This window comes from Ruegeria sp. N7 (assembly GCF_056531345.1).
Window position 1 is genome coordinate 36,349 of sequence record NZ_JBQFLR010000001.1, and the last position, 15,682, is coordinate 52,030.

The 15,682-nt window shown below is 57.5% G+C and carries 17 protein-coding genes; 11 read left to right on the forward strand and 6 right to left on the reverse strand.

The features are described from left to right. Positions 1-9: 9 nt before the first annotated feature. Positions 10-1,314 (forward strand): NAD-dependent dihydropyrimidine dehydrogenase subunit PreA, encoded by a 1,305-nt coding sequence (preA, locus tag ACR0ES_RS00175; protein WP_480485924.1) that lies wholly within the window; start codon positions 10-12, stop codon positions 1,312-1,314. Between the two features lie 47 nt (positions 1,315-1,361). On the opposite strand, the gene ACR0ES_RS00180 is transcribed toward preA, so the two are convergent. Then, positions 1,362-1,970, reverse strand: coding sequence for a TetR family transcriptional regulator C-terminal domain-containing protein (locus ACR0ES_RS00180; protein WP_480537648.1), 609 nt, complete (start codon positions 1,968-1,970; stop codon positions 1,362-1,364). A gap of 172 nt (positions 1,971-2,142) precedes the next feature. On the opposite strand from ACR0ES_RS00180, the gene ACR0ES_RS00185 reads away from it, so the two are divergent. The 10 genes from ACR0ES_RS00185 (at position 2,143) to ACR0ES_RS00230 (ending at position 11,467) form a co-directional block, all read left to right on the forward strand. Beyond that, on the forward strand, positions 2,143-3,393 hold the full coding sequence (locus ACR0ES_RS00185) for a Zn-dependent hydrolase (protein ID WP_480485920.1): 1,251 nt from the start codon (positions 2,143-2,145) through the stop codon (positions 3,391-3,393). Positions 3,394-3,484: 91 nt separating this feature from the next. Next, entirely contained in the window at positions 3,485-4,939 is a 1,455-nt protein-coding gene (gene hydA / locus ACR0ES_RS00190) for a dihydropyrimidinase (RefSeq protein ID WP_480485918.1), read from the forward strand. A gap of 54 nt (positions 4,940-4,993) precedes the next feature. After that, a complete protein-coding gene (locus ACR0ES_RS00195) occupies positions 4,994-5,791 on the forward strand; it encodes an ABC transporter ATP-binding protein (protein ID WP_209595940.1) in 798 nt (265 codons plus the stop codon). Beyond that, positions 5,781-6,224 (forward strand): GNAT family N-acetyltransferase, encoded by a 444-nt coding sequence (locus ACR0ES_RS00200; protein WP_480869161.1) that lies wholly within the window; start codon positions 5,781-5,783, stop codon positions 6,222-6,224. The genes ACR0ES_RS00195 and ACR0ES_RS00200 overlap by 11 nt, the downstream gene beginning before the upstream one ends. After that, a complete protein-coding gene (locus tag ACR0ES_RS00205) occupies positions 6,221-7,138 on the forward strand; it encodes an ABC transporter permease (RefSeq protein ID WP_209595945.1) in 918 nt (305 codons plus the stop codon). Before ACR0ES_RS00200 ends, ACR0ES_RS00205 begins: the two co-directional genes overlap by 4 nt. Beyond that, positions 7,135-7,980: an ABC transporter permease gene (locus tag ACR0ES_RS00210; protein ID WP_267364134.1), complete on the forward strand. Its 846-nt coding sequence runs from the start codon at positions 7,135-7,137 to the stop codon at positions 7,978-7,980. Before ACR0ES_RS00205 ends, ACR0ES_RS00210 begins: the two co-directional genes overlap by 4 nt. 61 nt (positions 7,981-8,041) lie before the next feature. Next, on the forward strand, positions 8,042-9,031 hold the full coding sequence (locus tag ACR0ES_RS00215; protein WP_480772593.1) for an ABC transporter substrate-binding protein: 990 nt from the start codon (positions 8,042-8,044) through the stop codon (positions 9,029-9,031). 159 nt (positions 9,032-9,190) lie between these two features. Further along, positions 9,191-9,904, forward strand: a complete 714-nt coding sequence (locus ACR0ES_RS00220) for an ABC transporter permease (RefSeq protein ID WP_480485912.1) — start codon at positions 9,191-9,193, stop codon at positions 9,902-9,904. Further along, entirely contained in the window at positions 9,897-10,631 is a 735-nt protein-coding gene (locus ACR0ES_RS00225) for an ATP-binding cassette domain-containing protein (RefSeq protein WP_480505515.1), read from the forward strand. The genes ACR0ES_RS00220 and ACR0ES_RS00225 overlap by 8 nt, the downstream gene beginning before the upstream one ends. Before the next feature lie 20 nt (positions 10,632-10,651). After that, the gene (locus ACR0ES_RS00230; RefSeq protein ID WP_480565147.1) at positions 10,652-11,467 is read left to right on the forward strand and encodes an ABC transporter substrate-binding protein; all 816 of its coding nucleotides are present in this window, start codon (positions 10,652-10,654) and stop codon (positions 11,465-11,467) included. Between the two features lie 64 nt (positions 11,468-11,531). On the opposite strand, the gene ACR0ES_RS00235 is transcribed toward ACR0ES_RS00230, so the two are convergent. The 5 genes from ACR0ES_RS00235 to fdh3B all read right to left on the reverse strand — a co-directional run bounded on the left by ACR0ES_RS00235 (position 11,532) and on the right by fdh3B (position 15,678). Further along, complete coding sequence (locus ACR0ES_RS00235) at positions 11,532-12,404, reverse strand: helix-turn-helix transcriptional regulator (protein ID WP_267365570.1); 873 nt, start codon at positions 12,402-12,404, stop codon at positions 11,532-11,534. Continuing rightward, on the reverse strand, positions 12,405-12,530 hold the full coding sequence (locus tag ACR0ES_RS00240) for a hypothetical protein (RefSeq protein WP_267365569.1): 126 nt from the start codon (positions 12,528-12,530) through the stop codon (positions 12,405-12,407). 13 nt (positions 12,531-12,543) lie between these two features. Beyond that, positions 12,544-13,806, reverse strand: a complete 1,263-nt coding sequence (locus tag ACR0ES_RS00245) for a c-type cytochrome (protein ID WP_480869163.1) — start codon at positions 13,804-13,806, stop codon at positions 12,544-12,546. Beyond that, complete coding sequence (locus tag ACR0ES_RS00250; RefSeq protein WP_480565140.1) at positions 13,807-15,009, reverse strand: formate dehydrogenase subunit gamma; 1,203 nt, start codon at positions 15,007-15,009, stop codon at positions 13,807-13,809. Between the two features lie 75 nt (positions 15,010-15,084). After that, positions 15,085-15,678: a formate dehydrogenase FDH3 subunit beta gene (fdh3B, locus tag ACR0ES_RS00255; protein ID WP_209504177.1), complete on the reverse strand. Its 594-nt coding sequence runs from the start codon at positions 15,676-15,678 to the stop codon at positions 15,085-15,087. Between the last annotated feature and the right edge of the window lie 4 nt (positions 15,679-15,682).

The following is a 15,682-nucleotide window of genomic DNA, read 5'->3' on the forward strand; positions in this document are numbered from 1 at the left end:
GGAGAAGCCATGGCCGATCTGACGACTAACTTTCTGGGCATTTCCAGCCCCAACCCTTACTGGCTGGCCTCTGCGCCGCCGACGGACAAGGAATACAATGTTCGTCGTGCGTTTGAGGCCGGTTGGGGCGGTGTTGTGTGGAAGACACTGGGGTCCGAGGGACCGCCGGTCGTAAATGTGAACGGCCCGCGGTATGGCGCGATCTACGGTGCCGACCGCCGTTTGCTGGGACTGAACAATATCGAACTGATCACCGACCGCCCGCTTGAGGTGAACCTCGAGGAAATGGCGCGGGTCAAGTCCGACTATCCGGATCGCGCCCTGATCGCTTCGATCATGGTGCCCTGCGAAGAAGAGGCCTGGAAAGCCATTCTGCCGCGCGTGGCTGAAACCGGCGCGGACGGAATCGAACTGAACTTCGGTTGCCCGCACGGGATGAGCGAGCGCGGTATGGGGTCCGCCGTAGGGCAGGTTCCGGAATATATCGAAATGGTCACCCGTTGGTGCAAGCAATACTATGACCGTCCGGTCATCGTGAAACTGACACCGAATATCACCGATATCCGGAAACCTGCGGCGGCGGCCAGAAATGGTGGCGCGGATGCGGTGTCGCTTATCAACACGATCAATTCGATCACCAGCGTAAATCTGGACACGTTCAGCCCGGAACCCTCGATTGATGGCAAGGGCAGCCACGGAGGATATTGCGGCCCTGCCGTGAAGCCGATCGCCCTGTCGATGGTGTCCGAAATCGCTCGGGCCGAGGCGACGCATGGCATGCCAATCTCGGGCATCGGGGGTGTCACCACATGGCGTGATGCGGCCGAGTTTATCTCTCTGGGATGTGGCACGGTGCAGGTCTGTACCGCTGCGATGACCTATGGGTTCAAGATCATTGATGAATTGACTGCAGGTCTGTCGGAATGGATGGATGAAAAGGGGTATACCAGCATTGATGAGGTGATCGGACGCGCGGTGCCCAATGTCACCGATTGGCAATACCTGAACCTGAACTACATCGCCAAAGCCAAGATTGATCAGGACCAGTGCATCAAATGCGGCCGATGCTATGCCGCCTGTGAAGATACCAGCCATCAGGCGATTTCAATGTCGGATGAGCGTGTGTTCGAGGTGATGGATGACGAATGCGTCGCCTGTAACCTCTGCGTTGATGTCTGCCCGGTGGAAGGCTGTATTTCGATGGTGCCGATGGCGGCAGGTGAAATCGATCCGCGCACCGGGAAAGAGGTTCAGCCGACCTACGCGAACTGGACCACGCACCCGAACAATCCGATGGCCAAAGCAGCGGAATGATCGAGACAGGGAATATCCCCGAGGGGCCGCTGACGCGGCCCCTGCATTCATGGCGTCAGGAGCTTTCGGTACAACGTCTCTACAAAGGGTTCCGCACCTTCAAACGGGTTTTCGTCACCCAGAATAGCCCGCACCTGAACGTCGAAATCGGCATAATGCTGTGTCAGCGCCCAGATCGAAAACATCAAATGATAAGGGTGCAACCGCGCGATTTTGCCTTGATCCATCCAATTGGTGAGAATGGTGACCTTTTCGTCAACCAGTTGTTTGAGATCATGGGACAAAGCGTCGTGAATGCGGGGCGCGCCTTGCACAAGCTCATTGGCAAAAAGGCGGCTTTCCCGTGGTAGCACCTGACTCATTTGCAGTTTCCGGCGAATATAGGCCAGCATTTCCTCCATCGGATCACCGGTCTCATCCAGATCGTGCAGGGGCGCCAGCCAGGTTTCCAGCAAGCCCGAAAGCAATTCGGTGTGGATCGCCTCTTTCGACGCGAAATAGTAGAGGAGATTGGGTTTGCTCAACCCCGCCTCGGCAGCAATCTGATCGACGGTTGCCCCACGAAACCCGTGTGCAGAAAACACATTCAGGGCAGCCTCGAGAATCGCGGCTCGGTTCTTCTTCTGGATTCGAGTCGGTGCGCGGTCATTCGGCATGATTTCAGTGTGTCTCTTTTTTCGTCGGATAGGCGCGGATTACACTGAAATATCAGGCTTTGCCGCGCAATTTCTTGACTGATACCGAACCCGTGATAGCGTGAGTTTGACCAGTTGGTCAAATCAAGACACCAATAGCGAGCAAAATCGCAAGCAAACAGGGAATAAGACAATGGCAGCTCCGGCGCAGAATCTCAGGATCAATGGCGACAGGTTGTGGGACAGCCTGATGGAGATGGCCAAGATCGGTCCCGGTGTCGCGGGGGGGAATAACAGGCAAACTCTGACTGACGAGGACGCCGAAGGCCGCGCCTTGTTCCAGAAATGGTGTGAAGAGGCTGGATGCACCATGGGGCTGGACCAGATGGGCAACATGTTTGCGCATCGTGAGGGCACCGACCCGGACGCTTTGCCGGTCTATGTGGGATCGCATCTGGATACGCAGCCGACTGGCGGAAAATATGACGGCGTTCTGGGCGTTCTGGGCGGGCTGGAGATCATCCGCACACTCAATGATCTCGGGATCAAGACAAGACATCCCATCGTGGCGACCAACTGGACCAACGAGGAAGGGACGCGATATGCGCCTGCCATGCTGTCGTCTGGTGTCTTTGCGGGAATGCACACGCAGGACTGGGCGTATGACCGTGAAGATGCCGATGGTAAGAAATTCGGGGATGAACTGAACCGGATCGGTTGGCGCGGTGAAGAAAAAGTTGGCGCGCGCAAGATGCGCGCTTTCTTTGAGTTGCATATCGAACAAGGCCCGATCCTTGAAGCCGAAGGAAAGGATATCGGCGTCGTCACCCACGGTCAGGGTCTGAGCTGGACACAGGTCACGGTGACCGGCAAGGATGCTCATACCGGTTCAACCCCGATGCCGATGCGCAAGAATGCCGGGCTTGCGATGGCGCGCATTCTTGAGAAAGTGGACGAAATCGCCTGGTCTCACGCACCGCATGCGGTCGGTGCCGCGGGGCATATCGACGTTTTCCCGAATTCTCGCAACGTAATCCCGGGCAAGGTGGTGTTCACGGTCGATTTCCGCTCGCCCGAGCTGGAGGTGATCACCGACATGGAAAATCGCCTGCGGGTGGCGGCGGAAGATATTGTCGAAGAAATGGGCCTGCAGGTCGAATTCGAGAAAGTCGGCGGTTTCGATCCGGTGAAGTTCGACGACGATTGCGTGTCTGCCGTGCGCGATGCGGCTGAAAGGCTGGGCTATTCGCATACCAACATCATCTCGGGCGCGGGGCATGATGCCTGCTGGATCAACCGTGTTGCCCCGACCGCCATGGTCATGTGCCCCTGTGTGGACGGGCTGAGCCATAATGAGGCTGAAGAGATCAGCAAGGATTGGGCGGCAGCCGGGGCAGATGTCCTGCTGCATGCCGTGGTCGAGACTGCCGAAATCGTGGAATAGGGGGCGCTGCCCCCGTCGCCCAAGGGCGACTCCCCCGGGATATTTTTGGCCAGATGAAGCAAGCGGCGCAGACCGCATCAGGGAGTTCAAAATGAGTACTGTTATAAAAAACGGAACCGTTGTCACCGCGGATTTGTCATACAAGGCGGATGTATTGGTCGAAGGCAGCGTCATCACCGGGATCGGGATGGGTCTGAAAGGTGATAACGAGCTGGACGCGACCGGCTGTTATGTGATGCCCGGTGGGATTGATCCGCATACCCATCTGGAAATGCCGTTCATGGGCACCTATTCCAGCGATGATTTCGAAAGCGGTACGCGGGCCGCCCTGGCCGGGGGCACGACGATGGTTGTTGACTTCGCGCTGCCCAATCCGGGCGAAAGCCTGCTGGATGCCCTGAAGCGTTGGGACAACAAATCGACACGGGCGAATTGCGACTACTCGTTCCACATGGCGGTGACATGGTGGGGGGAACAGGTATTTGACGACCTCAAGACCGTGATCGAGACGCGCGGCATCAACACGTTCAAGCATTTCATGGCCTATAAAGGCGCGTTGATGGTGAATGACGATGAGCTTTATGCTTCGTTCAGGCGTTTGGCCGAACTGGGCGGCATCGCAATGGTGCATGCCGAGAACGGAGACGTCGTTGCCGAACTGAGTGCCAAGCTTCTGGCCGAGGGGAACTCTGGCCCGGAAGCGCACGCTTATTCCCGACCGCCGCAAGTAGAGGGTGAGGCCACAAACCGGGCCATTATGATCGCAGATATGGCGGGCGTGCCGCTTTATGTTGTTCATACATCCTGCGAAGAGTCTCATGAGGCCATTCGCCGGGCCCGAATGCAGGGCAAGAGAGTGTGGGGCGAACCGCTGATTCAGCATCTTACCCTGGATGAAAGTGAATATTTCAATCAGGATTGGGATCACGCCGCGCGGCGGGTAATGAGCCCTCCGTTCCGCAATAAGCAGCACCAGGACAGCCTGTGGAATGGCCTGCAATCAGGATCGCTGAGTGTTGTGGCAACCGACCATTGCGCCTTTACGACCGAACAGAAACGCTTTGGAGTTGGGGATTTCACCAAGATCCCGAACGGGACCGGCGGTCTGGAGGATCGGATGCCGATGCTGTGGACACATGGTGTGAATACCGGACGCCTGACGCCCAATGAATTTGTTGCGGTGACTTCAACAAACATCGCCAAGATACTGAATTGCTATCCGAAAAAAGGCGCGATCCTTGTTGGAGCGGATGCAGATATCGTCGTGTGGGATCCTGAAAAAACGAAAACGATCAGAGCCAGTACGCAGCAATCTTCGATTGACTATAACGTGTTTGAGGGCAAAGAGGTCAAAGGCCTGCCGCGCTTTACGCTGACCCGCGGACAGGTTGCGGTACATGATGGTGAAATCCGCACGCAGGAAGGCCATGGCGAGTTCGTTGCGCGCGAGGCAAATACGACCGTCAACAAGGCTTTGAGCGCGTGGAAAGAACTAACCGCCCCTCGGCCAGTTGAGCGGACAGGTATCCCGGCGACGGGGGTTTGATCCGTTGGGCCGCTGTCTGGGCGGCCCCGGCACCACTCTTTTCAAGGCAGTAGAATGACCACTGAAAGCACGACCCAGCACGTCATCGAAGCAAGGCAGCTTGACCTCACCTTTCAAACCAATGACGGGCCTGTTCACGCGTTGAAAGACGTGAACCTGACGATCGACAAGGGTGAATTTGTTAGTTTCATTGGCCCCTCGGGCTGTGGGAAAACCACTTTCCTGCGCTGTATTGCGGCCTTGGAGACACCGACCGGCGGGTCGCTGACTGTCAACGGAATGACAGCGGACGAAGCACGGCGGAACAGGGCCTATGGGTATGTCTTTCAGGCAGCGGGCCTTTATCCCTGGCGCACCATAGCAAAGAACATCAAGTTGCCGCTTGAGATCATGGGCTATTCCGCATCCGAGCAGGAGGAAAGGGTGAGAAAAGTCCTGGAACTGGTTGATCTTGAAGGATTTGGAGGAAAGTTTCCCTGGCAGTTATCCGGTGGGATGCAGCAGCGCGCCAGCATCGCCCGGGCTTTGGCCTTTGATGCTGATATCTTGTTGATGGATGAGCCGTTCGGCGCTTTGGATGAGATTGTGCGAGACCACTTGAACGAGCAGCTTCTGGCGCTTTGGGCCAGAACAGAAAAGACCATCGGCTTCGTGACGCATTCGATTCCCGAAGCCGTATATCTGAGCACCAAAATTGTCGTGATGAGCCCGCGGCCGGGGCGGATTACGGATGTGATCGACAGCCCGCTGCCAAAGGAACGGCCGTTGGACATTCGTGACACTCCGGAATTCATCGAAGTGGCCCATCGTGTTCGCGACGGGTTGCGGGCGGGGCATTCTTATGACGACTGATCCGGGGACAGAAACCATCAGACGGGCCGTGGTAGGTGACGTGCCGGCTTGTGCCCGCGTGACTTACAACTGGGCCTGGCAGACGGACTGGATGCCTGATGAATTGCCGGTGGAGGAATTGGCGACCCTGATCCACGAAGCGTTCGACAGTCGCGAGATCTGGGTCGCGGGTGATCCGGTTGATTGCTACATGTCCATAGATCCGGCGCAGAGTAAGATCGGTGCGTTGTATTGCAGCCGGACGGGGCAGGGAATTGGCAAGCGTTTCGTTGACAAGGCGAAGCAGGGTCGGACCCATCTTTGGCTGACAACACACAAACCCAATCAGGCGGCGCAGAGGTTTTACCGCCGTGAAGGGTTCGAGGTAACTGCCGAAGAACTACCTGCACCGCCGGATACAGTGCCCGTCTATCGTATGGAGTGGCACGCATGAAGCAGATCATCGCCGTTTTCACAGTCGTCGCCGTGATCGTTCTGTTCTGGTATGTCGCTTGCGTTCCGATGAACATCAAAGGGGTTTTGACCGAACTTGAACGTGGCGGTGCCGAGGTTCAGCCACCCACCGCAAGCGCGCGTCGGGATCTGGGAGAATTCGGTCTGGTTCTGGATAATTCGTTCGCAATTCCAGCTGCTTGGGAGCAGGGCAAGCCCCGTTTGCCATCCCCTCATCAGGTGGCGATTGAACTGTGGGATACAACCGTCCTGAAGAAAATCAACTCGAAAAGATCGCTGGTCTTTCATGGATGGGTGACACTCAGCGCCACGATGCTGGGCTTTGTCATCGGGACCGGGCTGGGTGTCTTGTTGGCCGTTGGGATCGTGCATAGCCGCGTGATGGATTTGTCGGTCATGCCATGGGCTATCGTGAGCCAGACGATCCCGATTATCGCCTTGGCACCGATGATTATCGTGGTCCTTTACTCGGTCGGGGTTCAGGGGATCATTCCCAAGGCGATCATATCAGCGTACCTGAGCTTTTTCCCGGTTGTCGTCGGCATGGTCAAAGGATTGCGCAGCCCTGACGCGATGCAACTTGACCTGTTGCGGACTTATAATGCCAGCCAATCGCAGGGGTTCTGGAAACTGCGCCTGCCCGCGTCGATGCCATACCTGTTCACCTCGTTGAAGATCGGTATTGCGGCGTCGTTAGTCGGCGCAATCGTGGGTGAGCTGCCGACAGGCGCTGTCGCAGGATTGGGTGCTCGGTTGCTGGCAGGCAGTTACTATGGTCAAACCGTGCAGATATGGTCAGCGCTGTTTGCTGCGGCCATTCTGGCTGCCTGCCTGGTCGGTTTGTTGGGATTGATTGAACGGTCGGTTCTGAAGCGGATGGGGATGGCGCAATGATGTTGGTTGTCTTTGCTTTGCTGCTGTGGGCTTTCGGCTGGTGGTTGAACAGCCGATTGGCCAGTGGCCCGCAAGCCGACAGCCAGATGGTACGCTTTCTGGCACCGGTGATTTTTGGTCTGACCATTGTTGGAGCTTGGGAGCTGGTGGTCCGTGGGCTTGAAGTGCCGCTGGTCATTCTGCCGGCACCGTCTGCCATAGCGGTGCGATTTGCAGGCAGCCTTGACATTCTTTGGGCCGACTTTGTTCAGACGATCCTGAAAGGAGCGCTCAGCGGATATGTCATCGGCTGTGGATCGGCCTTCCTTATGGCGATTGCCGTCGATCGGTGGGATTTCCTGCGTTTGGGGTTATTGCCAGTCGGGAATTTCGTCGCGGCTTTGCCCATCGTGGGGACGGCACCCATTCTGGTCATGTGGTTCGGGTTTGATTGGCATTCCAAAGCGGCGGTGGTCGTTGTGATGGTGTTCTTTCCGATGCTGGTCAACACCGTGGCCGGACTGCGCGAGGCCACCGCGATGCAGCGTGACTTGATGGAAACCTATGCAGCAAGCTATTGGCAGAGCTTTCTGAAGCTGCGGCTGCCTGCGGCGATGCCTTTCATTTTCAACGGGTTGAAGATTTCAACAACTTTGGCTTTGATTGGCGCCATCGTGGCTGAATTCTTCGGATCGCCGACACTGGGCATGGGATTTCGGATATCCACCAGCGTCGGTCAATTGTCGTTGGATATGGTCTGGGCCGAAATCGTTGTTGCCGCTATCGCGGGTACGGCTTTTTATGGCCTGGTGGCGGGAATCGAAAAAGTGGTGACGTTCTGGCACCCCTCACAACGCGGATAAGACGAAGAAAATCAACAGACCCTGAAAATCGGGGCGCAACAAGCAACTAGGAGAAATGAAGATGAATAAGCTATTCAGCGGGGCGGTTGCCGCCTTTGGTCTGGCAGCCAGTACGGCGCTGGCGGCGGATGAAGTGACACTGCAACTGAAATGGGTCACGCAAGCACAATTCGCGGGCTACTACGTTGCCAAGGATAAGGGCTTTTACGAGGAAGAAGGGCTGGACGTTACCATTCTGCCCGGCGGGCCTGACATCGCTCCGACACAGGTGATTGCGGGCGGCGGTGCTGATGTGACCGTTGAATGGATGCCTGCCGCTCTGGCCGCACGTGAAAAAGGGTTGCCGTTGGTGAACATCGCCCAGCCGTTCAAAAGCTCGGGCATGATGCTGACCTGTTGGAAAGATGCCGGTATTTCGTCGCCTGAGGACCTGAAGAATCGCACGCTGGGTGTCTGGTTCTTTGGCAATGAATTTCCGTTCATGAGCTGGATGAGCCAGTTGGGCATCAGCACTGATGGGAAAGGCGACAACGGTGTGGAAGTTCTGAAACAGGGCTTCAACGTCGATCCGCTGCTGCAACGTCAGGCGGATTGTATCAGCACCATGACCTACAATGAATACTGGCAGGTCATCGATGCCGGTGTCAGCCCGGATGAACTGGTGACCTTCAAATACGAAGACCAGGGTGTCGCGACGCTGGAAGATGGTCTTTACGTTCTGGAAGAAAATCTCAGCGATACGGCCTTCACCGACAAGATGCAGCGGTTTGTTCGCGCCTCGATGAAAGGTTGGAAATACGCCGAGGAGAACCCCGACGAAGCGGCAGATATCGTGCTGGAGAACGATGCAACGGGTGCGCAGACGGAAGAACATCAGAAACGCATGATGGGTGAGATCGCCAAGTTGACCGCAGGTTCGAACGGCGCGCTGGACCCGGCGGATTTCGATCGCACCGTTGGTACCCTGCTGGCCGGAGGTTCTGACCCGGTGATCACCAAGACACCCGAAGGGGCCTGGACGCACCAGATTACGGACGCTGCTCTTAACTGACGCCAACCGTTTTTCTGAGTGATAAAGAACGCGGTCCCAATCGGGGCCGCGTTTCGCATTCGTGGTGTCGGAATTGTGTCTGTACTTGGCACCGATATGAAGTAGTATTTCCATGTAATCTAACGTGTTTTGTACGAATTGTAGGTATTTGGGAAGGAAATGCAGGAATTTTCATCAGAATTCAGCGCTGCGATTGCCTTGATCCTTGGGGGAGATTCTGAGCTGTGGGCAATTGTGCTGTTGTCTCTGAAAGTGTCCGTGTTTGCGGTTCTGGTTTCTGCTCTGATTGGAATGCCCGTGGGGGCTGCATTGGCCGTCGCACGGTTCCCCGGCCGCCGGATGCTGATCGTCCTGATGAATGCACTGATGGGGTTTCCGCCGGTTGTCGTAGGCCTGCTGGTCTATCTGATGCTGTCCCGTTCGGGTCCTTTGGGAGTGCTTGAGCTTTTGTACACTCCGACCGCCATGATCATTGCGCAGGTCGTTTTGGTCACCCCCATTGTCGCGGCTCTGACGCGACAGGTTGTTGAAATGTTGGCTGAGGAATATTCAGAACAGCTGCGGTCCTTGGGCGTGTCACGGCTGGCCTCGGTTCCGGTTTTGTTGTGGGATGCGCGACTGGCACTTGTCACGGCCCTGCTTGCCGGTTTCGGACGCGCCATCGCCGAGGTGGGCGCGGTTATCATCGTTGGCGGAAACATCAATCATGTGACCCGCGTGATGACCACAACCATTGCGCTTGAAACGTCGAAGGGAAATCTGTCGCTGGCACTGGCGTTGGGGGCGATCCTGATCGGGATTGCAATTGCCGTAAACGCGATGGTCAGCGCGGTCAGTTTGCGGGCCGAACAGGAGGGGTTGCGCCATGCGTGACGTGATCTGTGACATGTCGAACTGTCTGACGGTTGAAAACGTGCAAATTCGCAGCAACGGCAAGGTTTTGCTGGATGTTCCTTCATTGGTTCTGGATGGTCCGGGGCCGACGTTGCTTCTTGGCCCTAACGGTGCGGGCAAAAGCCTGTTGCTGCGGTGCTTGCATGGCCTGATTTCGCCGGATCGCGGGCGGGTGGTGCAGGATGGAAACCCTCTGGGCGCTGCGCAGAAAGCGCGCCAAGCCATGGTATTTCAGAGACCGGTTCTGTTGCGACGCTCTGTTGCTGCAAACCTGGGCTTTGTCCTCAAGCGTCAGGGCATGGGGCGAGCGGCGAGAAAGGCACGTATCATCGAGTTGCTGGCCGAAGGCGGGCTGGAGGGGAAGGCCTGGCAATCTGCCCGGTCGCTTTCGGGGGGCGAGGCCCAGAGGCTGGCCATTTTGCGTGCCTTGGCGCTGGAGCCCGAAACACTGTTTCTGGACGAACCGACCAGCGCCCTTGATCCCGGCGCAACACAGATGATCGAACGTATGGTTCTGCGCGCCTCGGCGCGGGGTGTACGGATCGTGATGGTGACACATGATATTGGGCAGGCCCGTCGTTTGGCCTCGGATGTGGTCATGATGCAGGGCGGTCATGTGGTTGAACACGGCCCCGCAAAACAGGTTTTGGATACCCCCGAAAGTGAAGCATCGCGTCGCTATCTCGCGGGTGGATTGGTTACCTAAAAGATAAAACGGAGAAAATGATGTTCCGCGCAATACTTCGGGCGGCAGTGATGGCCCTTGGTCTGTCGGCAAATGCGGCCTTGGCAGAGACACCGTTCATTGTCGTGCAGTCTACGACATCCACCCAGAACTCGGGGTTGTTGGACTATATACTGCCGTGGTTCGAGGCCGAGTCGGGCATTGACGTGCGGGTTGTGGCCGTAGGAACCGGTCAGGCAATCCGCAATGCGGTCAATGGTGACGGGGACGTCCTGCTGGTTCACGCCAAATCCGCCGAAGAGAAATTCGTCGCTGATGGATATGGCGTGGAGCGGAAGGACCTGATGTATAACGATTTTGTATTGGTGGGCCCCAAGGCAGATCCCGCCGGAATTCGCGGTGGTGCCGACATTCTGAGCGCTCTTACAGCGATTGCAAAGGCTGAAGCCCCGTTTGCGTCGCGCGGTGATGACAGCGGAACGCACAAGGCCGAGCTGCGGCATTGGTCGGCTGCGGGGCTGGACCCAACCGGCGCGTCCGGCAGTTGGTATCGGGAAACCGGTTCAGGTATGGGTGCGACTCTGAACGTGGCCAGCGGCATGGATGCGTATACTCTGACAGATCGGGCGACCTGGCTGTCCTTTGGTAACAGAGGCAATCTTGAGATCCTGGTCGAAGGCGACCCGCGTCTGTTCAACCAATATGGTGTGATCCTCGTGAATCCTGAAAAGCATCCGCATGTACGGGCGGCCGCTGGTCAGCGTTTCATCGACTGGTTGACCGGGCCCGACGGGCAGCAGGCGATCGCCTCTTTCCGGCTGGACGGTCAGCAGGTGTTTTTCCCCAATGCGCATTAAGCTGGCCTGCGGCCAGCCCCTGCGGGGCGAGTATTTTTGAAAAGATGAAGGCGCGGGTGGATTTTCACCCGCTGGCCCCATTGTGGTGGATCGTGCCAAGACCAGACAGGTCATAGCCGCCGAACTCGCGCGCCCGCTGGGCGAACTGACCCGAGCGCAACAGGGTTAGCAGTTTCTGTATCGGCGGATCGAAAAAGGCCCGACGCCAGATGGCAAGATCCAGCCGCTCGGAATGAGTGGGGACAAAACCCAAGTTGTAGAGACCGGCTAGGGCGCCAAGCCCAAAACCGGCCTCGGCCTTCCGGTCATGTAGGGCGATCGCAAGCTCTTCTTCTGTACGTGCGCAGCCGGGTCGAATGTCCAGATCATCCCGGCGCAGGCCGTGGGCGTCCAGTTGGGCGTCAAACAGGCGCTGGCTTGCCGCACTGTCCTGACGCAGTATGACGGTGCGTGACTTGAGGTCGTCAAAAGAATTGATGTCGGATATGCCCGGGGCAAGAAGCAATCCACGCTCACGTCGGGCGACTTCGTATAGGATCACCGGGGCTTCGCCCAAAGTGTCTTGCAGGGATTCCTTGTTGAATCCGCCATTTTCGTGGATGTGTAACACAGCGCCCTGCGCGCTGCGTTCACTGAGCCTGATCAGGCCATCAAAAGAACCGTCGTAATAGGTGGCCAGCCCCGACCCACTTTCACGCAGCGCCCAGTCCAGCAAGGGATCGTGGCTGCCTGCTATGATCGGGGGCAGGGGCGGTTCTGCGACCTGAGGGCCGGATCGCGACGCGTTGAGCCAGGCAATGATCTCGGCCCGCGGAAATAACAGCTTGCCCATGGCGCGCACACACGGCACCTCGCCTGACGAGGCAAGGTCATAAGCCTTCCGCTCGCCAATGCGCAGCAGATCGGCCAGTTCACGGGTGGTCAGATATTGCGCCATTCAGTCGAGGCGCACGGCGATGCCGGACGTAGTGTCAGCGGTGCTGAACCCGATCTGTTCCAGCACAAACGGGGCTGCGCCTGCAATAACGACCATCGTGGCGACGGCGGCAAGAAAGGCTTTCATGGGCTCCTCCGGTTCAGTTCCGGTCAGTTGTTGCGCGACGCAGAAAAGCGATAAGATCCTGGCGATCCTGTGCTTTGGCAATTCGCTGCATCGGCATTTTCGACCCCGGAATGTAGTGGTCTGGCCCCTCGTCGAAAAGGGCATTTATTGTCTCGTCATTCCAAATGATATCAGAGCCTTGTAATGTATCCGAGTACAAATATCCACGAACCGTGCCGGCCTGACGTCCAAATACACCGTGCAGGGTTGGGCCTGCACGTCGCGCGTTATCGGATGACAGGCTGTGACAGATCGAACATTTGCGCGCAAACTGGCGTTCCCCGTTGTCCATCTCATCAGGATTTTTCAGGAAACTCGGTTCTGTCGAGGCCATCTGGTGTTGGTCGGACAGAGCGTCCACAGGCCAGCTGTACATCGCCTCGTCAAGTCCGCCCGCATGGATGTTTTTACCGTCTTTGGAAAATGCCAAAGCCCAGACCGGACCGCGCAACGTGGCGCGAAAATCCTGTGCAATGCGCCAATCGACGGTGTCGATGACCATAATATACCCTTCGCCATCGCCTACGGCCAAAAGTTTCCGATCCGGGCTGAGCGCAAGGGCAAGGATCGGGCGGCGGTCCAGAGTGAAATCGCGCTCTTCACCGTTGGAAAGGTCAAGGATACGTGTGACACCGTCTACCGCACCATAAGCGAGCCAGTTGTCCTGTGCATTCAGCGCCAGTTCATTGATGCCGAACCCGTGCTCGACCAGACGCCTTGTTTCTTGCCCGCTGGACACATCCCATAAGCGCAAAGCGCCGTCGACGCCCGCCGAAAAAAGCTGCGTGCCGTCAGGTGAGAATGCGACCGCGTTTACGCCACTGCCGGTCGGTCCAAGCCGCGCGGGTTCTGTGCCATCGACAGGCCACAGGCCGATTGTTCCATCCCAGCTGGCCGTGGCAATAAGGGTTTCTGACGCGGCAAGGCCAACAATCTTCCCCTTGTGTCGGCCAATGATTTCACCGCTTGGCCATTTGCGCAGGGTGAAATCGTCTCCGGCAGAAAAGAAAGCGGAGCCGTTGAACGCGACTGCGTTCACGGCGGCCTCGTGCCCTTCGAACCAATTTGGCGTTTGCCCGGTCCAAAGACCCACAGAGTTATCGAAACTGGCTGTTGCGATGCGACCGTCTGGCGCGGTGGCGATGCCCATGATGGGGCCGCCATGCCCTTTCAGCGTGAAGAATTCTGCCACGGCGGGCAGGGGCACCAGCGCCAGCGCCAGAACCAGCCCACGCATCTATTCAGCGGGTGAGGCGGCTGCTTTGCCAGCCTCTTTTTCCTGCACCTCTTCCAGCCAGAGCGAGTGATGCTCGCGCGCCCATTGTTCTTCGACCTCTCCGGTTCCCATGGCGTCAAACGCGCCCTCCATCCCGACCGAGCCGAGATAGATATGCGCGACGATGATCGCGATGAACACATAGGCAATCATGACATGCCAGACTTGGGCGAATTGCATCTCTTCCTGCGGTGACATCTGCACCGGCAAGGTCAGACCCAGCGCCTGCGGAATACCCGTGGCGTTTGCGACCGAGAAGGTCTTGGCGAACAGGGGCATCTCGAACGGGAACAGCAGTGACAAGCCGGACAGGCTGATCGACACGCCCAGCAGGATGCAGGCCCAGAAGATGATCTTTTGCCCCGCATTAAATTTCCGGGCGGGCGGGTGGTTGCCCTTGGTGAACAGGCCCCCGCCAGCGGCCAGCCATTTCAGGTCAGTGCGGTTGGGGATGTTATGAGCAATCCAGTTCACCGTGACGATGATCAGACCCAGCATGAAAGCCCAGGCCAGATTATTATGCAGCCACTTGCAGCCCTGTGCGATGGTGGCGAAACCTTCCTTGCCGAAGATCGGGATCAGGAAGTCGCGACCATAGAGCGTAAGCAAACCAGTAATGCCGAGGATCAGGAACGATCCAGCAAACAGCCAATGGCCAAAACGTTCAATCCCGTTGAAACGGGTGACCGTTCGGCCTGTTTTCTCTCCATCGATGCGGATTTTCCCACGGATCAGGAAGAACAGCAGAATGATGCCCAGCATCCCGGCGATGATGTAAGTGCCATATTCGCGCAGCGGTCCGCTGCGGAAGTTCAGCCACCACATGCCGCCATCCTGTATCAACACGCTTGCAGCGGGGCCGTTTGACGATACGGTCACATTGGCCGAGCCATAGCGCAACGCACGATATACATCACTGTCCGACGCGACACCACGGGTGCCAAGCTGACCCATCAGACCCTCGACATTGCTCTGGCCGGTATTGCCGGAGCGATATCCGTTATCCACCTGCTCACCACGTTGCCGGGCGAGAATATCTTCAAGGGTCGTCGCTCCGCCGGTTCCCGCCCTTTCAGGCGTGGCGTTGCTGTCATCGGTCGTTTGGGCGGCTGCCGAAAAGGTCAGCCCAAGGGTGAACAGAAAAGCGATGAGAAAGCGGAGCATCTGAACCTCGGTCAAATTCCAAGATCGGACAACCCGCGCCGAGCGGGTTGTCCATTGCTTTGTGCAGACAGCGGCTTAGCCGTCTTTCTGGTCGTAGGCAGTACCCCAACCCCAGGCGCCCGAGCCGAAACCGCGCGCCACGACGCGTTCACGGTAAACAGCCGACACCACGTCGCCGTCACCGGCAAGCAGGGCCTTGGTGGAGCACATCTCGGCGCAGATGGGCAGTTTGCCCTCGGCGATCCGGTTGCGACCGTATTTGGCGAACTCTGCGGTCGAGTGGTTTTCTTCGGGACCACCGGCGCAGAAGGTGCATTTGTCCATCTTGCCGCGTGAACCGAAATTGCCTGCCTGCGGGTATTGCGGCGCGCCAAACGGGCACGCGTAAAAGCAATAACCGCAACCGATGCACAGGTCCTTGGAGTGCAGGACAACACCTTCTTCGTTCTGATAGAAGCAGTCGACCGGGCACACCGCCATGCAGGGCGCATCCGAACAATGCATACAGGCCACCGAGATCGAGCGTTCGCCCGGGTTGCCGTCATTGATCGTCACCACCCTGCGGCGGTTGATACCCCAGGGTACCTCATGCTCGTTCTTGCACGCGGTTACGCAGGCGTTGCATTCGATGCAGCGTTCAGCGTCGCAGAGAAACTTTGCTCTAGCCATTAAT